This window comes from Mycobacterium aquaticum (assembly GCF_002086485.1).
Classification (GTDB): domain Bacteria; phylum Actinomycetota; class Actinomycetes; order Mycobacteriales; family Mycobacteriaceae; genus Mycobacterium; species Mycobacterium aquaticum.
This window is the reverse complement of record NZ_MVHF01000004.1, coordinates 150332-172077: the sequence shown is the minus strand read 5'-3', so window position 1 is coordinate 172077 and position 21746 is coordinate 150332. Positions and strand designations below refer to the sequence as shown.

The 21746-nt window shown below is 65.6% G+C and carries 21 protein-coding genes; 10 read left to right on the top strand and 11 right to left on the bottom strand.

Annotated features, from left to right (window positions below; genetic code table 11):
- Nucleotides 1-12 precede the first annotated feature (12 nt).
- Nucleotides 13-1098 carry a galactokinase gene (locus tag BST13_RS06250; protein ID WP_083161743.1) on the bottom strand — a complete coding sequence of 362 codons (1086 nt, stop codon included), beginning with the start codon at nucleotides 1096-1098 and terminating at the stop codon, nucleotides 13-15.
- A complete protein-coding gene (galT, locus tag BST13_RS06245; protein ID WP_211296020.1) occupies nucleotides 1095-2174 on the bottom strand; it encodes a galactose-1-phosphate uridylyltransferase in 1080 nt (359 codons plus the stop codon). Before galT ends, BST13_RS06250 begins: the two co-directional genes overlap by 4 nt.
- A gap of 42 nt (nucleotides 2175-2216) precedes the next feature.
- Here galT and BST13_RS06240 point away from each other — a divergent pair, with 42 nt between their 5' ends.
- Nucleotides 2217-3917, top strand: a complete 1701-nt coding sequence (locus BST13_RS06240) for a sodium:solute symporter family protein (protein WP_083161739.1) — start codon at nucleotides 2217-2219, stop codon at nucleotides 3915-3917.
- Nucleotides 3918-3926: 9 nt separating this feature from the next.
- Nucleotides 3927-4211: an Asp23/Gls24 family envelope stress response protein gene (locus BST13_RS06235; RefSeq protein ID WP_083161970.1), complete on the top strand. Its 285-nt coding sequence runs from the start codon at nucleotides 3927-3929 to the stop codon at nucleotides 4209-4211.
- Here the strand turns inward: BST13_RS06235 and BST13_RS06230 are convergent.
- The 6 genes from BST13_RS06230 to BST13_RS06205 form a co-directional block, all read right to left on the bottom strand.
- Entirely contained in the window at nucleotides 4186-5538 is a 1353-nt protein-coding gene (locus BST13_RS06230; protein WP_083161737.1) for a glycoside hydrolase family 27 protein, read from the bottom strand. The genes BST13_RS06235 and BST13_RS06230 overlap by 26 nt on opposite strands.
- Before the next feature lie 6 nt (nucleotides 5539-5544).
- Complete coding sequence (locus BST13_RS06225) at nucleotides 5545-6579, bottom strand: patatin-like phospholipase family protein (protein ID WP_083161735.1); 1035 nt, start codon at nucleotides 6577-6579, stop codon at nucleotides 5545-5547.
- Between the two features lie 54 nt (nucleotides 6580-6633).
- Nucleotides 6634-8112, bottom strand: a complete 1479-nt coding sequence (locus BST13_RS06220) for an amino acid permease (RefSeq protein ID WP_245839395.1) — start codon at nucleotides 8110-8112, stop codon at nucleotides 6634-6636.
- A 189-nt stretch (nucleotides 8113-8301) separates the two neighbouring features.
- Entirely contained in the window at nucleotides 8302-8520 is a 219-nt protein-coding gene (locus tag BST13_RS06215) for a hypothetical protein (protein ID WP_062829224.1), read from the bottom strand.
- Between the two features lie 249 nt (nucleotides 8521-8769).
- Complete coding sequence (locus tag BST13_RS06210) at nucleotides 8770-9507, bottom strand: SDR family oxidoreductase (RefSeq protein WP_083161731.1); 738 nt, start codon at nucleotides 9505-9507, stop codon at nucleotides 8770-8772.
- 62 nt (nucleotides 9508-9569) lie between these two features.
- Entirely contained in the window at nucleotides 9570-9971 is a 402-nt protein-coding gene (locus BST13_RS06205; RefSeq protein ID WP_083161729.1) for a PaaI family thioesterase, read from the bottom strand.
- A gap of 204 nt (nucleotides 9972-10175) precedes the next feature.
- Between BST13_RS06205 and BST13_RS06200 the strand changes: the two genes are divergently transcribed.
- Nucleotides 10176-11504 carry an aminotransferase-like domain-containing protein gene (locus BST13_RS06200; RefSeq protein WP_083161727.1) on the top strand — a complete coding sequence of 443 codons (1329 nt, stop codon included), beginning with the start codon at nucleotides 10176-10178 and terminating at the stop codon, nucleotides 11502-11504.
- Between the two features lie 522 nt (nucleotides 11505-12026).
- On the top strand, nucleotides 12027-12563 hold the full coding sequence (locus BST13_RS06195) for a DinB family protein (RefSeq protein ID WP_245839394.1): 537 nt from the start codon (nucleotides 12027-12029) through the stop codon (nucleotides 12561-12563).
- Nucleotides 12564-12676: 113 nt separating this feature from the next.
- Here the strand turns inward: BST13_RS06195 and BST13_RS06190 are convergent, their stop codons facing one another.
- Complete coding sequence (locus BST13_RS06190; RefSeq protein ID WP_083161723.1) at nucleotides 12677-13105, bottom strand: HIT family protein; 429 nt, start codon at nucleotides 13103-13105, stop codon at nucleotides 12677-12679.
- A 308-nt stretch (nucleotides 13106-13413) separates the two neighbouring features.
- Between BST13_RS06190 and BST13_RS06185 the strand changes: the two genes are divergently transcribed.
- Together BST13_RS06185 and BST13_RS06180 are read left to right on the top strand one after the other, a co-directional pair.
- A complete protein-coding gene (locus BST13_RS06185) occupies nucleotides 13414-14286 on the top strand; it encodes an SDR family oxidoreductase (protein ID WP_083161721.1) in 873 nt (290 codons plus the stop codon).
- Between the two features lie 8 nt (nucleotides 14287-14294).
- Nucleotides 14295-14768 carry a MerR family transcriptional regulator gene (locus BST13_RS06180; protein ID WP_083161719.1) on the top strand — a complete coding sequence of 158 codons (474 nt, stop codon included), beginning with the start codon at nucleotides 14295-14297 and terminating at the stop codon, nucleotides 14766-14768.
- Between the two features lie 138 nt (nucleotides 14769-14906).
- Here the strand turns inward: BST13_RS06180 and BST13_RS06175 are convergent, their stop codons facing one another.
- Nucleotides 14907-15566, bottom strand: coding sequence for a hypothetical protein (locus tag BST13_RS06175; RefSeq protein ID WP_083161717.1), 660 nt, complete (start codon nucleotides 15564-15566; stop codon nucleotides 14907-14909).
- A gap of 104 nt (nucleotides 15567-15670) precedes the next feature.
- Here BST13_RS06175 and BST13_RS06170 point away from each other — a divergent pair, with 104 nt between their 5' ends.
- The 4 genes from BST13_RS06170 (at nucleotide 15671) to BST13_RS06155 (ending at nucleotide 19898) form a co-directional block, all read left to right on the top strand.
- The gene (locus tag BST13_RS06170) at nucleotides 15671-17440 is read left to right on the top strand and encodes an alpha/beta hydrolase (protein ID WP_083161715.1); all 1770 of its coding nucleotides are present in this window, start codon (nucleotides 15671-15673) and stop codon (nucleotides 17438-17440) included.
- 120 nt (nucleotides 17441-17560) lie between these two features.
- Nucleotides 17561-18310 (top strand): aquaporin Z, encoded by a 750-nt coding sequence (gene aqpZ, locus BST13_RS06165; RefSeq protein ID WP_083161713.1) that lies wholly within the window; start codon nucleotides 17561-17563, stop codon nucleotides 18308-18310.
- A gap of 78 nt (nucleotides 18311-18388) precedes the next feature.
- Nucleotides 18389-19165: a glycoside hydrolase family 25 domain-containing protein gene (locus BST13_RS06160; protein ID WP_245839392.1), complete on the top strand. Its 777-nt coding sequence runs from the start codon at nucleotides 18389-18391 to the stop codon at nucleotides 19163-19165.
- Between the two features lie 70 nt (nucleotides 19166-19235).
- Nucleotides 19236-19898, top strand: a complete 663-nt coding sequence (locus BST13_RS06155; protein ID WP_083161711.1) for a sensor domain-containing protein — start codon at nucleotides 19236-19238, stop codon at nucleotides 19896-19898.
- 4 nt (nucleotides 19899-19902) lie between these two features.
- Here the strand turns inward: BST13_RS06155 and stpK7 are convergent, their stop codons facing one another.
- Nucleotides 19903-21708, bottom strand: a complete 1806-nt coding sequence (gene stpK7 / locus BST13_RS06150; protein WP_083161710.1) for a serine/threonine protein kinase StpK7 — start codon at nucleotides 21706-21708, stop codon at nucleotides 19903-19905.
- Nucleotides 21709-21746 lie beyond the last annotated feature (38 nt).

The window sequence follows — 21746 nt, the reverse complement described above, 5'->3', positions numbered from 1 at the left end:
GGAGTCTGGGCATTAAACGCCGAGCCCAGCCCCAATTCCCGCGTGGGTCCTGGTGATCGTCGGGTCTTGATAGCCGGCGTCGGCGACCGCGCGGCACACTGCGTCACCGACCTCGTCGGCCCGTTCGTCGGGCACGAGCGCGATGACGCAGCCGCCGAAGCCACCACCGGTCATCCGCGCCCCGAACGCGCCGGCCTGCACGGCGCTCGCCGCGATGAGGTCGAGATGGCCGGTGGTGATCTCGAAGTCGTCGCGCATCGACGCGTGCGACGCGGTCCACAGTGCACCGGCCGTGGTGAAGTCCGAAGCAGCCATCGCCGCAACGCATTCGAGAACGCGCTGATTCTCGGTGACGATGTGGCGGGCCCGCCGGGCGTCGACGGGATCTTTGACCGCCTCGAGCGCCGAGGCCGTGGACACCTCGCGCAGCGACGCCACGCCGAGAGCCGCCGCAGCACGTTCGCACGACGCGCGGCGGGCCGCGTATTCGCCGCCGGCGTGGGCGTGCCGGGCCCGCGAGTCGATCAACAGCAGCGCTGTGCCGGACGCTTCAGGGGCGAACGGCACCGACTGGACGGTGACGTCGCGGAAGTCGATGAGCATGGCCTGGTCGGGTTCCCCGAACAAGGATGCCAGCTGATCGAGCAGACCTGTTGGCGCGCCGACGTACTCGTTCTCGGCGCGCTGGGCGATCCTGGCCTGCTCGATGCGGTCGAGTTCGATCCCGGCTGAGGTGAGCAGGGCACCCAGCACCGCGCATTCCAACGCCGCCGACGACGACAGCCCTGAGCCCACCTCGACGTCACTGGTGATCGTCATCGTCCCGCCCGGTACGGCATGCCCGGCGCGCCGCAGCGCCCACACCACCCCGGCGACGTAGCCGGCCCAGTCCGAAACCTCGCCGGGCGTCGTCGCGAGCGGAACCCGCACCGGCCCGTCGCCCAACGCACTCGAAACCTCCAGCACGTCAGAGTCGTCCGGGTCGAACACCACCGATGTGCGCTGCGGCAGCGCGATCGGCAGCGCGAATCCCAGGTTGTAGTCGGTGTGTTCGCCGATCAGGTTGACCCGGCCCGGAGCGGAGTATCGAACGGTCATGCCAGTTCCCGCAGCCGCTGTGCCACGCTCTCGGGCGTCACGTCGCCGATGAACGCATCCATGGCCGATTCGGAACCCGCCAGGAATTTCAGCTTGGTAGCGCTGCGGCGGATGGACATCAGCTCGATGTGGAAGTAGCCGTCGCCCTGCACACCGGCACCCGAATACTGGTGCAGCGCCGATATGTACGGCAGTTGAGCCGAGTACATGCGGTCGAAGCGGCCCAGCACGTCGAGGTAGATCGAGGCCAGCGCGTCGCATTCGGCGGTGGACAATTCAACGACGTTGGGCACGAACCGGTTCGGGTAGATGTGCACCTCCACGGGCCAACGAGCCGCGAACGGCACGAACGCGGTGAACAGGTCGTTTTGGGCCACCAGCCGCCGGCCGTTTGCTTGCTCGGCGGCCAACAGTGACTCAAAGAGGTTGCCGCCGTGGATCTCCCGGAACTCGGCGGCCTGCCGCAGCATGACCTCTGTGCGCGGCGTCAGGTACGGGTACGCGTAGATCTGGCCGTGCGGATGGGTCAGCGTCACGCCGATCTCCTCGCCGCGGTTCTCGAAGCAGAAGACCTGCTCGACACCGGTGCGCTTGAGAAGGTCGGCGGTGCGGTGCCGCCACGCATCGACCACCAACCGGGCGTGCGCGTTGGGCAATTCGCCGAACGAACCTGTGTGGTTGCTGGTAAAGCAGATCACCTCGCAGCGCCCGTAGCCGGCCGCGGCGACGAACCCGGCGTCGGCGGGTGGAGCCACCACGCCCTCCCCCGAAAGGCTCGGGAACCGATTCTCGAAGACGACGACGTCGTAGTCCGGTGCCGGTATCTCACTCGTCTCACCCGTCGGCCCCGGACACAGTGGGCACTGATCGGGCGGCGGCTTGTAGGTGCGGTCCTGGCGCGCGGCCGCGATGATCACCCACTGCCCGGTCGTCCGGTCGAAACGCAGTTCGGTCGGGTGCGACCCGCCCGGGCCGAGCGGCCGCCGATCGGGCACCGGCGCGGGCACATGTCCTGGCAGCGCGAAGAAAAACAGGTCGCGCCCGTCGGCCAGTTTCCAATGTGTCGGCTCCGTCACAGTTCCGAACACTAGTATCTTTCGTGACCTCTGGACGAAGGAGTGAAAACGAATACCAACGTCCTGCACTTGAACGTCGGCATCCTCGACTACACGCTGATCGCGATCTATTTCGTATTCGTGCTCGGCATCGGTCTTCTGGCTCGCAGCCAGATCACCTCCAGCCTCGATTTCTTCCTTTCCGGCCGCCGACTACCCGCCTGGGTCACCGGTATCGCGTTCGTGTCGGCGAACCTCGGCGCGGTCGAGATCATGGGCATGTCGGCCAACGGCGCCCAAATCGGCCTGGCCACAATGCATTACTACTGGATCGGCGCCGTCCCGGCGATGCTGTTCCTTGGCGTGATCATGATGCCGTTCTACTACGGCTCGAAGGTGCGCAGCGTCCCCGAATTCATGCGCCGCCGCTTCGGCCCCGGCGCCCACCTGGTGAACGCCATCAGCTTTGCCGTTGCGCAGGTGCTGATCGCCGGCGTCAACCTGTTCCTGCTGGCGACGGTGATCAACGCGTTGCTCGGTTGGTCGCAATGGGTTTCGCTGATCGTCGCCGCGGCGATCGTGCTGACCTACACCGCACTGGGCGGGCTCTCGGCGGCGATCTACAACGAAGTTCTGCAGTTCTTCGTCATCCTCGCCGCACTCGTGCCGCTGACGATCTTCGGGCTCATCAAGGTGGGCGGCTGGAACGGTCTGCGGGACAAGGTGATCGACACCGTCAAAGCCGACGGCTCGGTGACCGCCACCACCCACGAGCAGCTCACCACCTGGCCAGGGCAGGCGCTCAGTGGTTTCACCAGTCCCGTGTGGTCGGTGATCGGCATCGTGTTCGGTCTCGGCTTCGTGCTGTCGTTCGGCTACTGGACCACCAACTTCGTCGAGGTGCAACGCGCCATGGCGTCCAGCTCGATGTCGGCGGCGCGCCGAGCGCCGATCATCGGGTCGTTCCCCAAGATGCTCATCCCGTTCGTGGTGGTGCTGCCCGGCATGATCGCCGCGGCCACCATCGGCGATGTGATGCAGTTGAAATCCACGGGCAGCGGCCAGGTCACCTACAACGACGCCATCCTGCTCATGGTCCGCGACATCCTGCCCAACGGCCTGCTGGGTGTGGCCGTCACCGGCCTGATCGCGTCGTTCATGGCCGGTATGGCCGCGAACGTCTCGGCGTTCAACACGGTGTTCAGCTACGACATCTGGCAGCAGTACATCGTGAAGGACCGGCCCGACCACTACTACATCCAGGTCGGCCGGTTCGCGACGGTCGCCGCGACGGTGCTGGCGATCTTCACCGCACTGATCGCCTCGGGCTACTCCAACCTGATGGACTACCTGCAGACGCTGTTCGGCTTCTTCAACGCGCCGCTGTTCGCGACGTTCATCCTCGGCATGTTCTGGAAGCGGATGACGGCGACCGCGGGCTGGACCGGCCTGGTGGCCGGAACGCTCTCGGCCATCACCGTTTTCGCGCTGTCCAAGGCCGGGGTGATCGACCTGCCGGGGCAGGGCATGCCGTTCCTGGCCGCCAGCGCCGCGTTCGTCGTCGACATCATCGTCAGCGTCGTGGTGAGCCTGGTGACCGCGCCGAAACCCGAGACGGAGCTGAAGGGGTTGGTCTATTCGCAGACCCCGGTGAAGCTGTTCGGTGATCCCGAGGACGCCGGAAAGCCCTGGTATCTCAAGCCTGTTCCGCTGGCCGGCGTGATGCTGGCCTGCGTCGTCGTCCTCAACATCGTGTTCCACTAGGAGGTGCCCGTGTTTGTGCGTCTGTTCGACATCCGCAACATCGTCGGTGCGCTGCTGGGTATCTTCGGCGTGCTCCTGACCATCGCCGGGTTGGCGCCCGCGGTGCTCGGCCCTCACGAGCCGTCCACCGCCCACAACACGGTCGACCTCTACGTCGGCACCAGCGCCAACTGGTGGGTGGGCCTGGTACTGATCGCGGTATCGGCCACTTTCATCGGGTGGGCGCTGCTGCGTCCCGTCCGCGTCGAGGACATCCCTACCGAGACGCCTACCGACACCCCGGACTCACCTTGAGCAACGTCACCGTGTGCGGGGGCACCGGCTCTCGCCCGATGACGTCGAGGGTGTGGGTCTTGGTGCGGGCCCAGAGATCTCGCACCGCATAGCAGGTTGCCGGGCCCATCCCGATCTGCAGGGCCGTCGTGGAAATCAACTCGGGCGTATCGGCCGAGTTGTACAGCGCGACCGCGACCGTGCCGTCGGAGAGTGGCTTGACCAGCACCCGGGGGTCGGCCATCGGCCGTGCCGGGCCGACCGAGGGATCCTGGTCGATGGCGATCACATCGGGGTTGATGAGTATGTCCCGCGTTTGTGCGTTGATGGACCGAACGTCGTTGCCCGCGATCAGCGGTGCCGACAGCATGGCCCACAGCGACAGGTTCGCCCGCTGCTCATCGGCCGTCATGTCGGGTTGCCTGAGCAGAAATTGGCTGAGTTGGTCATCGGGCAAATCGGTCTGGCTGACCTTGAGATGATTGCGGACCGACGGCAGGTGATGGGCAACGAAATCGCTCCAGCTCACCCCGACGACGAGCGCATCTGGGTCGGTCCAGTAGCCGCGTTTGCTCGGCCCGACAACCCGTGCGGCAGCGTCGAATTGGTCCGGTGTGCCCAGAAACGCGTGGTCGCCGAAAGGGTCTGCCGGTCCGAGCGGGGGCATGGTGTCCCGCCATACCGGCACCAGATCGGTTGTGGTGCGGGCCATGTCGGCCACCCCCGACCAGTCGTAGCGTGAGCCCGCGCTCGGGTCGTCGGAGCTGTTCGGGTTGATGCTGTACAGGATGGGACGGCCGGTGGCGCGCAACGCGTCCCGCATCGCGGTGAACACCTTCACCTGGTGGGTGTGGTCGGCTTCGTCACGGCACCAGTCGTACTTGAGGTAATCCACACCCCAGTCGGCGAATTCGTGCGCATCGGTGTCCTCATGCCCGACGCTGGCGAGTGCGGGCTGGGCGCTGCACCGCTCGTCGAACGGGCTGGCGTAGAGGCCGAGCATCATGCCGCGGTCATGAGCATGACGGGCGACCGCGGCCATGCCGTCGGGAAACCGCACCGGGTCTGCCTGCAACTCGCCCTTGGAATCCCGTTGCGGCGCCGCCCAACCCGCGTCGATGTTGACATAGCGGTAGCCCGCCTCACGCATCCCGGACGACACCATCGCATCGATGGTGTCGTCGATGTTCTTCTCGGTGAGCGAGATACCGGAGTTCCACGAGTTCCACCCCATCGGCGGGGTCGAAGGGATGGGCGCCGGCGGCGCCGACGTGTGGGCCGTCGCACAACCCGCCTGCACCGCAACGATCACACCCAGCACGACCATCGCCCCCGACAACCGATGCATCGCAGGTCAGCTTCCCCGATGGTCCGCGCGGAAACGCTCGATGTAGGCCGGCCAGTTCCAGGCGGCCAGGAAGTCGGTGGCGGCCTGGTACCCGTTGTCGTAGAGCACCTCGGCTTCGTCGCGGGTGATGTCGAAGTCGAGCACCCCGGTGGCAGTGGAATCCACCTGGATCGCCCGCACCTTCACCCACGGTTGATTGAGGTAGGTCTGGTCGTGGCCGACCAGCATGGTGGTGATCAAGCTCTCCAACAGCGGCGGACCGTGCAGTGGCGCCAGCCCGGGAATCAGCTGCTCGATTGTCGGCGCAGGCAGATAGGGAATCACGGTCGCGCCGAATGTGGGCCACCGCGGCACTTTGCCGTCGGTCCGGTCAAAGGAATCGATCGGGAAGTTGGACAACACGCCCCCGTCGACGAGCGTGTACTGCTCCCCACCGACGCCTTCGAGGGTGACCGGCTGGAACAGGAACGGGATCGCCATCGAGGCACGCACGGCGTCGGCCACCAACTGTTCGTCCGGATCCAGACCGTAGAGCCGTCGGTAATCCCAAGGCAGCCGCACCAACTGGCCCGATGTCAGGTCGGTGACGGTGACGACCAGGCGGTAGCGCCGCTCCGGCGGCAATTGGTCGTCGTCAATGGCCAGGTCGCCAAAGGTGCTGACGCCCAGGTTCTTCAGTTCCGTACGCATCCACGCATGGGCGAAATCGCCTCGGTAGATCCCGGTCTCACGCAGCAGCCCCCACGCGGGCCCCAGAATCGGGATGCGTTCGATCGGCCCGCTGTCGCGGAACTTCCGATAGGGCACGTTCAGCGCGAGCTCCCGCAGCTGGTCGCTGGTCAGCTGATCACCCTGAGCTGCCGCCGCCACCACGGCGCCGACGAGCGAGCCCGCCGATGTACCCGATACCCGCTGGATCTCGTACCCGGCGTCCTTCAGCCCGACGGCGGCACCCACCAGACCGATGCCCTTGACGCCGCCACCGGACAGGACGAGGTCGGCGCGGAGCGGCTGACGGCGCGAAGTGTGATTGGCAGCCATGGCCCCAGCCTGGCACGCAATGCTGGGGATCTGCTCGGGATTCGGGTGGCGACGCTATGACTCGTCTTGTACCGCAGCGTCGACGCGTTCTCCGACCGGGACCGTGATGCGGTCCCGGCACTTCGCGTACACGGCCACGCCCAGGATGCCCAGGCTCACCAGGGAGATGACCATGCTCCAGTTGACGAACCACGGCTGACCGGGCTGCGTGCGCGGCCACAGCACGTTGAGCACCTCGAACGCCAGCCACGCGGCCGCCGCGTAGGTCACCGGAGCACCCCAGCGTCCCAGCGTGAAGGCGCCGGGAACCCAGCGACCGGCCAGCCGGGTCAGTGCGGCGGCGAAGACCGGGACGGCAAACGCGATGTAGGGACCCATCACCGAGAAGTTGACCAGCACGTTGTACAGGTCCGAGCCGGCGAACAGCAGGAAGAACGCCGCGACCACCGCGGTCAGCCCGATCGCCCGGATCGGCATCCGCTCGGGACCGCCCAGCTTCGACAGGAACGCGGCGCCGGGCAGCGCGCGGTCGCGCGCCATCCCGTACACGGCCCGCGACACCGCCGACTGCACCGCCAGGCACGCGGACATGAAGCCGATGACGAACATCAGCAGCAACGGCTTGGCGATCGACGCGCCGAGCTGCGCCGTCAGCGTCGCCGACACCGGGTCGCCGCTCTGCGCGGTGAGCACCGCCGACAGGTCAGGGATCGCGAGGATGACGGCGGCCGCGGAGTACATCACGATGATGCCGACCAGCAGCAGTGCGAAGACGATGGCCTTCGGCACGTTGCGCTCGGGGTTTTCCACTTCCTCGGCGATCGACCCTGCCGACTCGAAGCCCAGGAACGCCCAGCCCACGAAGGCGACCGCGATGAGCATGGTGCTCAACGTGCTTCCGGAGCCGTCCGGCAGGCCCTGGAAGAGGGTCGAGACCGGGTTGACGCGATGGAAGAGCAGCAGCACGGTACCCAGCCCGACCGAGCCGACGATCTCGCAGATGATGCTCGCGACGATCATGACCTTGAGGACCTGGCGGCCGATCATGTTGGCGGCCGTGGTGAAGCAGATGACGCCGATCGAAACCGCGGCAAGCAGCCAGCGGCTGGGCGACTCGACGCCGAACACCTCGAGGATGAATCCCGCGGCGGCGTACGCCATGGTGGAGAGCGTCAGAGTGAGTCCCCAGATGTACGCCCACGCTGCCGTCCAGCCCCACGTCGTGCCCTTGGCGTGCCGCGCCCACTGGTACACGCTGCCCGCGTACGGAAAACGCGAGGCCAGCTCACCGAAGACCAGCGCGACGAGCAACTGACCGCACAGCACGATCGGGAAGGCCCAGAAGAACCTCGGGCCGGCCGCGAACAGGCCGAGTGCGAAGATCGCGTACAGCGCCACGATCGGCGAGATGTCGGCGAACGCCAGCGACAACGCGGCGCGGAAGCCGAAGCCGCGGTTCAGGACATCGTGACCGGTCGCGCGCGACGGCGTCACCGGATCGTCGGCAACACTCTCTGGGCTTCCAAGCGCCACATTTCCTCCTTGAGCCGAAGTGGCCCAATCGTGACGAGCGCCGCGGCCCCGCGCCAGCCGCATCGAGGCACATCCTGCATCGGCAACTTTGTGCGAATGTCTAAGGGAGGGTGCACGGGGCCCTGTTCACGGGGTGCCCCACACAAGTGAAGAGCCCGGACAATGTCCGGGCTCCTCGGGCAACGCCGATCAGGCGTGGTTGTTCTGGTGGTGGTGATGCACCGCGGTGCCGGGCTGCGGGAAGTTCTGCTGGCCCGGGAACGCCTCGTGGTGGCTCACCGACGGGCCGGTGTTGACGGGCGAGACATCGGCGCGGGCCGAGGCGGCACCGAGGAAGATGAGGACCGGAGCGGCGACGAGAGTGACACCAGCGGCGTATCCGGCGGCGATGCGGCAGGAGATGCTCATGATCAGATCCTTTGTCTCAGTGGGCTTTTGAAGTTCTCATCCGGTGTGATCCGGTGTTGAGAAAAGAATGCCCCACTGCGACACACGTCAGTATCGACCGACCGGCCCACGCATCAGATGAACCTGCTGTCCCCCGATCGGGGGAAGACCGCGAATCTTGCGCGAGCAGACAGGTAGGTACGCCAAACGCGGCGTGTCGCGGACCTGCGTGTCTGTTCGCGGGAGGAAGGTTCGCGGGTTCTCAGGCCTTCAGCGTAAGCTGTAGCCGCCGTCGGGATAGAGCGTCGAACCCGTAGTAACGCCATTGAGGAACAAATATATTACGGCTGAAGCGATTTCGTCCTCCTGAGCGAGCCGTCCGATGAGCGACGCGTCGACGAAATGGTCAAACGCGGCCTGCCGGACGGGTTGGGGGCGACGGTTCCACAGATTGCCATCCACGGTGCCAGGCGATATCGCGTTGACTCGTACTGGCGCGAGTTCGACGGCAAGTCCACGGGCCAGTCCCTCGATCGCCGCGTTGGCGGCGACATAGGCGGACGCAGCCCCAGCTGGCCGTGCGCCGGCCGCTCCTGCCATCAGTACGACGGATGCGTCCTCAGTCAGCACCGGCAACGCGGCCTTGACTACGCGGTACTGGCCCCAGAACTTTGAGTCGAATGGCGACGCGGCATCCTCTAGGGATAGTTCGCGCAAGGATCCCGTGATGTAGGTGGCTGCCGTGGTGAAGATGGCGTCGACCGAGTCAAGCTGAGCGAACAGGGCCTCTACAGTGGATTGATTTGCGGTGTCGACGATCTGCCAAGTCGCGGAAGTGCCCAGCTTGGCAGCGGCCTCTGTGAGCGTATCGACGCGGCGCCCACCGAGCACGACCCTGCCTCCACCTGATACCACCATTTTGGCGACGGCGAATCCGATCCCAGATCCGCCGCCGATCAGAACAACGGTTCGATTCAGGAATGCGTCAGCAGCAAGAAAACTCTTCACATCTAGGAGCTTTCGCGCTGACGCCGGTGACGCCAATCCATTTGCTCAGCGAGAATCGCACATCATCGCCCCGTTGCACGGTCGCCGCGGAGAGTCATCACGGTGCTGGTTGCGGTGGCGACCGACTTACCATCGCTGGCACGCACGATCTCGCAGTGGTAGTGCGTGATCGTGTTGCCCGAGTGCGTCGGAGCGGCGTGTGCGACAAGGGTTTCACGCCAAACAGGACGCAGAAACACTGCGCGCAGGTCGATGCTGGTGAACGACTCGTGCGGTCCCATCAGTGTGGAGTGGGCCGTGCCGATCGCGGCATCGGCAAGTTCGACCAGGAACCCGCCGTGCACAGTTCCTTGTTGGTTGCCATGGCGTGACGCATCGACTTCGACGAAGACTGACGCTGTGCCGGAGCCGATGGCGGCAATCTCGAAATCGAGTAACTTCGAGATTGCCGCTGGATACCTCATATGCGTGCGATCGTCCGGCCGCGAGCTGCCGGACAGTCGCCTTTGCAGAAACTCCAGTACAGGCAACTGATTACCGTACGTGTCGGGCATCGGTTTTCTCCTGTTGAGGTATAGAGCCGGGAGCAGATGGGGACTCGGACGAACCGAACTTATGACCCCTAAACTGATGCGATCAACACATTGTCATAGGAACAAAGGACGACTGTGCGGGCAGAACGCTACAAGGCCGTCGCCCTGGAGATGGCCACGTCCATCCGGGCCGGCGATCTGCCCGCAGGGACGCGTCTCCCGACCCATCGAGAGCTAGCGCACGAGCGCGGCATCGCGCTTGCCACGGCCACCAAGGTCTACCGGGAGCTCGCGGCGGCCGGCCTGATCGTGGGGGAACCGGGAAGAGGCACCTTCGTGCGGGACCTCAGCGGCTTTGCAGGTATGGAACCGCGCAGACTACCCGTCGATACGCGTGTCGCCGACCTGTCCTTCAATCAACCCCTCGCAGCGGAACAAGGTGAGCACCTGCGTCACGCTCTGCGCGACATGGCCTGCGAGGGCGACCTCGGGTCGCTGCTCGCCCAGCAGCCGCCGGGAGGCAGAAGCACCGATACGGCCGCGGTGGCCACTTATCTGCTTGATCGCGGTATCGATGTGCCGCCACACAACGTGCTGTTGACCGCCGGCGCGCAGCACGCACTCGATGTCATTCTCGCCGCGACGACGACCCCCGGCTCGACGTTGGTGGCCGACGAACTCACCTATCCGGGCCTGAAGTTGCTCGCAGACAGCCGGTGTCTGGATCTGGCCGCGGTGCGATGCAGCCCGGACGGTACGGACCTGAAGTCACTCGAAAAACTAGCCCGGACGCGCAAGATCAGCGTTGTCTACGTGATGCCCACCGTGCACAATCCGCTTGGATTTGTGCTGGATGCTGGTCGGCGGCAACGTCTCGTAACGTTGGCTCGCCGTCACGATTTCGCGATCATCGAGGACGCCACCTACGCATTCCTGGACCCTGGTTCACCGGCGCCGATCCAGACCTTGGCACCGGAGCGAACTTTCTACGTGGGAAGTTTCTCGAAGAACGTTGCCACCGGCTTGCGCGCCGGGTATTTGGTGGCGCCCGATCCGGACCGGATCCGACTGATCCGGGCGCTGCGAACTACCACATGGGGAACAAGCTCGCTATCGACAGCACTCGTTACCCGGTGGCTCCGCGACGGCAGCGTCACCCGCCTGGAGAAGACCCGGCGCGAGGACGCAAAACAGCGCCAGGCCATCGCGCGTCGAGCGTTTCAAGGGTTCGATTATCACGCTCATCCAGCCTCGTACTCGGGCTGGATTCATTTGCCCTCAGAGATTCGCAGCGACCAGGCCGCCCACCGACTCGCGCAGGACGGAATTCTCATCTCGACCGGTGATGCCTTCGCAGTCGGAAGCGCATCGCCCAATGCCGTCCGTATTGCGCTCGCCAATCCGACAATCCACGAGCTTCCACGTCTGCTCGACCGCTGCCGCGACGCACTTTCAACCCTCTGAACCACACTGACGACTATGAGCATCGGCCGCCAGCCACCGTGCCGGCTCTCTGCACGACGATCGCCGGAGCGCCCTCACCGATGACTCAGTGGCAGCCGCGGCGGCCCCTGCGAAAGTGGCCGCCGAATGACGGGTCATTTGCTGCGCGTAGCCGTCGTAGTGGCGGCCGCCGCAGCGCAGAGCAGGATGGGTGCGACGGGCGAGAGGACGAAGTCGCTCACGCGCGCACCGTCTACGACGTCGCCCAACTGTTGAGCGCCTTGCGCCGATCAAGACCGGCAGCTGGTAGCTTGGGGTACACCGCTCGGGCCAAGCACGCCATTGTCCGTAGTTCAGACGAGTAGGCCGTCGCCCGAATTGCCGGTCAGCCAGCGCAACGCAATCACGCCGTTCCGCACTCGCTCACACGTTCCCGCCTGATGGCTTCTCTCGTTCGGCGCGTTTTGCGGGCTGAAAGTCGTCTTTGAGTGGTGTGCCATGCGATCCAGTAGCTGAAATAACAAGCACAACAAGAGATTTCATATGTTTCAACCCACCAGAATGGAGCCGACAGTGACAACATGGTCGATACCACAAACCACCACCGGGACTGAACGCCAGCTACTGGAGAGCGCCCTCGACCGCAACCGAGCCGAACTGGTCAACACGGTGCGCGGACTTTCAGATGCTGATGCCCGACGGCGCCGCGTCGCGTCGATGACCACCCCGATCGGATTGCTCAAGCACGCCGCCGTCGCTGAACGGATCTGGTTTCAGCACATCCTGGGTGGAGTGCCCAAGAACGCCTGCGGCGGAGGCACGACAGCTGGTGACATCAGCTTCATTGTCGACGACGGAGAGACCGTGGCCGACGTGATCGCCGAATTCGAAAGCGCCAGCGCGCGTTCCCGCGTTATCGCTGCCAAATTCGACCTCGACGACATCAGAACACACCCCCACCTCGGCAACGTCAATCTACGATTTATCTATCTGCTCGCGATCGAAGACTTCGCGCGTCACGCCGGCCATGGCGACATTCTGCGGGAACAAATCGAACATCCTGGGCCTTCGCAGCGCTGACGTTCCACCTCTGCGAAGCACCTCGTCTCGTGTCTAGCGGAACAGACCGATCACCATCTCGTCCCCCGTGATGCTCTGCTGTGCCGCGCTAAAGGTGCAAGGACGCGTCGGGATCAGTTCGCGGCACGATAGATCCGTTCACCTAAAGAGGTGATCGTGGAATTGTCCCCACGGACCCCGGGCGTCCAGGGAAGTGTGAGTCGATCCTTGGCCGCATTCGTGTAGCGCGGGATCACGTGAAGGTGAAAGTGAAACACCGTCTGCCACGCCTCAGCGCCACAGCAATTCAACAGGTTCACACCGTCTGCGCCGAGCTCGTTGACCACGGTTTTGGCCAGCCGCTGTGCGGTGAGTGTGACTGCGGCGAGGTCGTTGGTCGGGATATCGAGCAGGTCTTGGCTGTGTCGTTTGGGTATGACCAGCAGGTGGCCGTCGGAACCGGGGTGGATGTCCATGAATGCAAACGTCGTGTCGTCCTCGGCGACTTTCGTGCTGGGAACGGCGCCGGACACGATGCCGCAGAAGAGACACTGCTCAGTCATGGCGCGTAAGGCTACTGAACCGGGCGGGAACGGAAAAGCGATTAAGTTTGATGACCAGAGATCAGAAGTGACTGCGAGTAGCACCACCAGCGCAATAGACGTTCCGATAGCCCATTTCCGTACGAGATCTGCGTTTACCAGAACAACGACAACCCGATCTTGAACGCGAACCCCAGACGATGAATACGTGACAGTTTGCCACCCTGTCTCGCTTCTAGAGACTGAAGACGGCTCAGATTCTGTCTCACGTGAGCGGGCTCTGATTTCGGGTTGCGTTCGAGTGCGCTCGAATTCCTAGGGTCACAATCATGACCGCATCATCACCACCACAGATCTGGATCATCACCGGCGCCTCGAAGGGGTTGGGGCAGGCGCTCACGCAGGCAGCTCTTGCCGCCGGCGACAGTGTCGTTGCCGCAGTGCGCAATCCCGACGGTATGGCCGATTTGGTGTCTGCCCACGGAGACCGCCTGGCGTGTGTTCGGTTCGACGCCCGCAGCACCGACGACGCCGGTGGCCTGGTCAATGCGGCGGTGCAGCGGTACGGGCGCCTGGACGTTTTGGTCAACAACGCGGGACGCGCCGTCGTCGGTGCCGCAGAGGAGGTCTCTGACGCCCAGCTACGTGACCTGATGGACTTGCATCTGTTCGGTCCTGCGGCGTTGGTCCGAGCGGCGTTGCCCGTCATGCGGGAACAGCGCAGCGGGACGATCGTGCAGATGAGTAGCCAAGGCGGCAGGATGTCCTTCCCCGGGGTCTCCACGTACTCGGCGTCGAAGTTTGCGTTGGAGGGCTGGTCGGAAGCTCTGGCGGGCGAGGTGGCGCCGTTCGGTGTTCGGGTGATGCTGGTCGAGCCGAGCCGGTTTCGGACCGCGTTCAACGCCGCCGACGTGCTCGACTTCACCGAGGTCTCGACACCGTATCGCGACATCCTCGATGAGGTCAGGGCCGACATGGCTGGGGCTGATGGCATCCAGGAAGGTGACCCGGTCAAGGCTGCGGAGATCATCGTCTCCATTGCCCATTCCGCGGACGTGCCACTGCGGCTACCGCTGGGCGCTGAGGCTGTTGAGCGGCTCACCGCGGCCTATCAGCGCGGTCTTGATGAGGTCGACCGATGGGCGCAGCTGGCCCGCAGCGCCGATTTCACTGACAGCGCCCCTGCCGCTCGTCCGATCTAGCATCGGGTATGTCCAGTGATGAGCTGATGAGCAGAGCACTCGCCTCTCTCGACGAGATCGATGGCCCGCTGTCGGTCGAAGTTATCCACCGCCTTGCCGATACCAGCGATCTCAGTGAGCCGATGACCATCGCCGCAGTCGCCGAACTCCTCGACATCTCTGTCCACACACTGCGTTACTACGAACGCGCCGGCCTGGTCGAGGTCGACCGCGACAGCAACGGTCGCCGCAAATACTCATCCGAGGCGGTACGCAGACTCGTCTTTCTCACCCGGATGCGATTGTCCGGCATGGCTATCCGCGATCTACAGCACTATATGTCCTTGGTCGATGGCGGCGACCAGACGGTTCCCGAACGGCTCGACATGCTGCTCGAACATCGCGACACCATCCGCCGCCAAATCCGAGAACTCACCCTCTCCCTGGCCGCCACCGACTACAAGATCGCCACCTACGGTGGCGCCACCGGAAGCTTCTGCTAAAGGCACCGATCGATGCGGTACCCCTGAACGCGAGTCTTACGGTGGGACTGTATCGACATTTGCATCGGCGCCGCCGCGAGTCGTTGGACCTGCTCCAGGGGCGGGCGCCTACCTGATGTCTCTCGCGGGAGGAGGTGCCTAGGCCATGCCGACGTAAAAGGCCTTGGCGACGGTGTGCTTGGTCGGTACGCCGGTCTCGGTGCCGACCTCGACGGTCCAGCCGTCGGGACCGCGGTGGATTCCCGACGCGTCGTCCGGCGACGTCCCCCAGATGCCCACCAGCTCAGGCCCTTTGCCACAGGTATAGGCCGGGGCGCCGCGTTGGCCCCAGGCTCCGCCGATCACGGCCCGGCACTGGGTCCCGTCGTCGAGCGCCAGCGCCATCGGGACGGCGTCACCGCTGCGCGGCTCGGTCGGATCCCCCAATCCCGTGGCGTTCCGCAGATACAGCGTGGTGCTGAACGGATCGGCCAGACACAGCACCGCCGTACCGTTTTCGGTCGGCCAGCAGGCGTCGCCCGAGTCCGCGGTGCCGCCGCACCAGCGGATCCCGGTGCCGACGTCGTAGGGCGACGAGCCCCAGCAGTCGACGGGGGTGTCGCGGTGACTCTCGTCCTGCGACCAGCCGCTCTGGATGTTGCCTTTGGCGTCAACGGGTTTCAGCACCACCCGTTCCGCCCCGGCGGCTGCGGGTGTCGAGCTGGGAGCGCCCGAGGAATCGTGGCCGCCGCAGCCGGCCAGCACCACACACGTCGCGGCGGTCGCCGCGAGCAGACCCGTCACGTGCATCCGCGCCATATCGCTCTCCTCAGCCGTCCAAAGTTGGTTGATCGTAGCCAGCGCCAGGCCCTTACCGATCACTAACGTGGTGGCGACACCACACCGCGATCAGGAGCTGAACAATGCACGTCGTCTTCCTGCACGGCATCGGAGACGGAAACCGCGACTACGACTGGCTCGACGGCCTCAACCGGGGCCTGACCCAGGCCGGGTTCGACCCGGTCGACCGCGCCGACGTGCTCGCACCGCGCTACGCCGACCTGCTCAAGACCGACGGCATCTCCGCCAAGCTCCCGGCCATCACCAACAAGGCCAAGGACGACGCACTGGCCCGCCGAGAGTTCGAGCGCCGCCAGGCGCGGGTGCAACGCCTGCTGCGCCGAGAGTTCGGTGTACGCGCGTACGGGTTCAACCTGATCCCCGACCCGGTGTGGAACGCCGCGCCCGGCGCCGTCGTCGACTACCTGTCCATGTACGACCTCGACCAGGTCCGCCGCTACATCGGCAATGACGGGCTGCGCGCCGCCATCATGCTGCGCATCATCAACGCGCTGCCCGACGACGGCGAGGTCGTGCTGATCGGGCACAGCCTCGGCAGCGTCATCGCCATCGACCTGCTCGACCACCTGCCCGAGCGGTTGCATGTGCGCCGGTTCATCACCATCGGCAGCCCGGCCGGCATCCGCGCTCTGCACGAGGGCAGCGAGCGGCTGCTCAAACGGTTCCCGTACAGCCGCGTGGACGACTGGTCGAACTTCCTCAACGTGCGTGACATCGTCACGGGCGGAAGAGGTTTGGCGGCGACCTTTCCCGGTGCACAGGATTTCATGCTGACCGTGCGCGGGCACCAGGCCGACACCTATCTGGGTGATCCCGCAGTCGCCGGGCTGATCGCCGACGCGCTCTACCCGCCGGCGGAGCCGACCGCCGCGACCGGCACGGACATCGCGGTGCGGATGAGCGAAGCCGAAGCCTCGGCACTGTTGGTGCAGCATTTCGGTGAGGCGCTCGCACGCCACATCAAGGACACCGAGCGGGCCGACCGGTATCGCGCGACCCTGCAGATCCTGCGCGACGACCTGGCCGCCCAGCTGGCGCAGCAGGCGGCCGGCGGGCAGCTGCTCGCCCCGGAACTCCAGGACCTCGCCGCCGGGCGTCTGCCGGCACTGCCGCACCGATGGGAACTGCACGAAGCGATCGGCGAGCTCGTGGTACTGGCCCTGACCAACTGCGTCACGCCCTACGAGATCGACACCGGCGACGCCCCGATCAAGGCACTGGAAGACATCGCAGAGGCGCTCGGCTTCCGCCGCGACGTCGGTAAGACCGTGGCCACCGCGATCAAGGACGTGCAGGCCGCGCTCAGCGGTAAGAGCGGGGTGCCGTGGGGGCGGGTGCTCACGGCAGCGGCCGGTGTGGCCCTCATCGCGGCCGGGCCGGTCGGGTTGGCCGTGGCCGCCCCGGCCGGTGCGTTCGGTACGGCCGCAATCGCCGGCGGGCTGGCCGCCTTCGGTCCCGGCGGCATGGTGGGTGGTTTGGCGATGGTGAGCGGCCTGGCCGGCACCGGCGCCGCGACGACAGCGGCGGCCCTGGCCAGTGGACACGGAACTGCCGAAACCGCACCGAATCTCGACAAACTCATGATGCGGGTGGCCGCCGAGCATGCCCGCAAACTGCTTGATCTCGGCTATGACAGCCGCCTCTGGTACCAGGTCACCGACTTCGAAAGTCAGGTCTCCGCGGTCATCAACCGGCTCGAACCGTTCAACGATCCCAAGTCGGCCCGTGTCACCCAGTTGACCGCGGCAAAAGCCGCGATCAATACGTTGCTGCAATTCATGTCCGCAAACGGACTGGCGCCCAATGCAATCACCGACGGCGGCGAACCGTAGTGGGAGCAATCGAAATTCAAAGTCAACGTACGGCAACGAAATAATAAACACGCATCGGAAATTCCGTTCGCGGCCTTACCCTTTCGTCAATGGTCATTCGTCGAACAGGGGGGACGGCACGTGAACAGTTCACTTGTCTCCAAACTCGGGGCTGAACTCTTCGGAACGTTCTGGTTGGTTTTCGGTGGCTGTGGCAGCGCAATTTTCGCCGCCAAACAGATCGCCCAAGACGAAGACGGCAGCAACGTCTATCAGCTGGGCATCGGATTTCTCGGTGTCGCACTGGCTTTCGGTCTCACGGTCGTGACCATGGCGTATGCCGTCGGCCACATCTCGGGCGGCCACTTCAACCCCGCGGTCACCCTGGGCGCGGCGGTCGGCGGCCGATTGCCGTGGAAAGACCTACCGGGCTACTGGATCGCGCAGGTCGTCGGCGCCCTGATCGCCGGCCTGCTCCTCCTCGTCATCGCCAAGGGCCAGCCGGGGTTCACCGCGACCGGGAACATGGCGGCCAACGGCTACGGCGCCCACTCCCCCGGGCACTACTCGTTGGCGGCGGTGCTGATCGCCGAGATCGTGCTGACGGCGTTCTTCCTCATCGTGATCCTGGGGGCGACGGACGACAGGGCGCCGAAAGGCTTCGGCCCGCTGGCAATCGGCTTGTCGCTCACCCTCATTCATCTCGTAGCGATCCCCATCAGCAACACCTCGGTGAACCCTGCACGCTCCACGGGCGTGGCCTTCTTCAACGGCAACGGTGCCCCGGGGCAGCTGTGGGCGTTTTGGCTGGCACCGCTGATCGGTGGCGCGCTCGGCGGCATCGTGTACCAGTTCGTGTTCGCCAACCGGGAGGCCACCGCCAAGGCGTAGCGCCTGTGCGCCGTCAAGATTTCCGACCTACCCTGGTGGTGGCGGCCCGGTTTGGGCCGCGTGGACAGTGGCGGAAGCATGACGAGCGGAGTGGCGAAACAGATGGTCTCGGGCCGGTCGCCCGCGAAATGGCAGTCGCGCCCGACGCATCCGCGGCGCCGCAAATCGCCACAAGAAGAACTAACCGCGGCCGTTGTCCCGGTCACCGACACCCTCTTTGCCGATGTCTCGGAGTTTCAGCGGGTGGTCGACGACAGCTATCCGTACGCGGTGCTCTCGATCCGGGTCAGTGACGGCACCTACCGCGACCACAATTTCGCCGCCAACTACGCCTGGATGCGCAACGCGCTCGACAGCGGCAGATTGGTGTTCGGCATCGTCTACACCTACTGCCGGCCCAATTGGCAAGCCAACGCCAACACCGTGCGGTCCATGATCGACGCCAATGGCGGGCTGCATCCCCGCGTCGCACTCATGCTCGACGTCGAACAGGGCGGTAACCCGACCGGCGACGGATCCTCCTGGATCAACCAGCTGTACCGGAACCTGGCCGACTACGCCGGAAATCCGGCACGCATCATCGGCTACGGCAACATCTACGATCTCACCGCCATGTGGCGCACCAAGCCGACCGGCCTGCGCCTCATCATCGCGGCCTACGGCAGCAACCCGCCGTATCCGGGCAAGGTCGCCCACCAGTACACCGACGGCAGCGGCTTCGGCGGTGGATTGCCCGAGGGCGCACCGCCTTTCGGAAATTGCGATATGAATTCCGCCGACGGGCTCACCCCCGTGCAATTCGCGGCCGCCTGCGGCATCGTCACCTCGACGGCTGCGGGTACCGAGCAGGTCTGAACCGGCGAAATTCCCGTCGGAACCGGCCCCGATGCGGGATTAGGATCAGCACCGGACCCGAAGGGGGCTCATGAGCAAATCCGGTGCGGCGCTGATTCTGGCGGGACTGCTGGCAGTCACCGGGTGCACCCGCACCGTTCACGATGTGGCCACCCCGCAGGTCGACGTCTTGGGCAGCATGCTGGCCAGCGAATCCGAACTCAACACCATCATGAGCACCACGGGCCTGCGGTCGAAGACGGCGCTGCGTCAGCCCGCCAAGCTTGATGCCGGCGAACGCGCGTCGCGCCCGGAATGTGTGCCCGTCATCGGCAACGCCATGGATTCGGTGTACCAGGGCACCGGGTACACGAACTTTCGCGAAAACCAGTTCGCCGACGACACAGACAGTTTGGAAATCGACCAGGCGGTCGCGATGTTCGACACCCCTGCCGCCGCGCGCGCTGTCGCGGCCAAGACTGTCGGGCTGTGGCGACAATGCGCGGGCGACACGCTCTCCATGATCGAGGGCGGCAGCAGCAAGTCCTATCAATACGTCATGGCCGCGCCGGCGCGGATCGACGGCGTCGACGTGACGCACGACGTGCGGCCGGACTATCCCGGGTACGGCGACCGGCGCGCGGTCATGGTCGCCGACAACGTCGTCATCGACGTCCGGATCAGCGGCACCGACGTGACCGACAACCAGGTCGTGCAGCTGGCCAAGACCATCGGCGGCCGTAACTCGCTGTAGAGCGTCAGTGCACGGCGCCGTTGATCTGTGGGTGATCGATCATGCCCTTGTCCAGGCCCCACTTGGTCACGATGGTGCGGTATTCGCCGGTCGCGATGAGCTGCTCCAAGGCCTGCCGTAGCGATTCTGTGAGCGCCGAGCCCTTGGCCACCGGCCAGCCGTAGGGCGCGGAGTCGAACACCTCACCGGCGGGCTGCAGGGCTCCGCCGCTGAGCTTGATCGCGAACCCTGTCACCGGCGAATCGGCCGTCATCGCGTCGGCGTCGCCTGCGACCAGCGCGGCGGTGACCTCATCCTGACGGGTCAGCTGCACCTTCTGGATCGGCGACAGGCCCGCCGCCACGCAGGTGTCGCTCTTGGCCGGGATCTCTTTGGTGTCCTGGATCGTGCCGTACTTCACCGCCACCCGCAGACCGCACGCCGCAGTCGGGTCCACGCTCGACCCGGTGCGCTGCGCCCACAGCGTGCCCGCGTTCAGATAGGTGACGAAGTCTGCCTGCCGTTCCCGCTCGGCGGTATCCGTCATCGCCGCCATCCCGACGTTGAAGTTGCCGTCCCGCACTGACGGCAGCACGCCGTCGAAACCCGTCTCGCGGAAGTCGGGCGCCAAGCCGAGGACGCGCGTCATCGCCTTCATCAGGTCGACGTCGAAGCCGATCAGGTCGCCGCCGGAGTTCTTGAACTCCAGCGGTGCATACGGCACGTTGACGCCGATGATCAGCCGGCCGGTGTCGCGGATCTGCTGCGGCACGGTCGCGGCGATCGCCGGGACCGCACCCGACGGCTCAGCTACCCGCCCGGCCGCCGACGACGTGTCGGCCAGGCCCGGCCCGCGGTCACCGCCGCGCAACTGCCACACCCCGACCGCACCCACGGCAGCCACCACCACCGTCGCGGCCGCAATGGCAAGGGCTTTGCGCGGCAACCGGACCCGTGGCCCCGCCTTCACGCGCTGAGCCGAATGACGCCCCGAGCGGCCCGTGATACGCACCGGGACGCTGAGCGCGGCGCGTGCGGCGGCCGCCAACTCACCCGCGGTCTGGTACCGCTTGGCCGGCTTCTTGGCCATGCCCCTGGCGATGACCTCGTCGAACGCCGCCAGCCGGGGATCGGTGGCCGACGGCCGTGGCGCCGGCTGCACCATATGCCCGGCGATCTGCTGTTCGAGGCTGTCGACCGGATAGGGCCGCGCGCCCGTCAGGCATTCATAGAGCACACACGCCAGCGCATAGACGTCCGAGCGCGGATCGGTCTTCCCCGCCGAGTCGAACCGCTCGGGCGCCATGTAGGCCAGCGTGCCCAGCGTGTTGCCTGCCGTCGTCATGCCGGCCTCGCCGGCCATGCGCGCCAGGCCGAAGTCGATCAGATACACGAAGTCGTGATCGGTGATGAGGATGTTCGATGGTTTGACGTCCCGATGGATCAGGCCCGCGTGGTGGGCGGCGTCGAGCGCGTCGGCAACCTGCTCGACCAGGCTGACCGCGAAGGCCGGTTTCAGCGGATGTTCGGCCTTCGCCAGGACGGCCCCGAGATTGCGGCCCTCGATCAGGCGCATGTCCAGATACAGCCGGCCGTCGATCTCGCCGAAGCCGTGGATGGGCACCACGTGCGGGTCGTTGACGCCTGCCGCGGCGTGCGACTCTTTGCGGAAGCGCTCCTGGAATGAGGCGTCCTGGGCCAGGTGCGCGGGCAGTACTTTGAGCGCGACGATGCGATCGGTGTTGGTGTCGAAGGCCTCATAGACCTCGCCCATGCCGCCGCGGCCGATCAGCTTCCGCAGCTGATAGTGGCCAAAGGGTGTCGTCTCCACCGCTTTCCCTCTCAGCGCAGGCCCCCTGCGCCGATGTG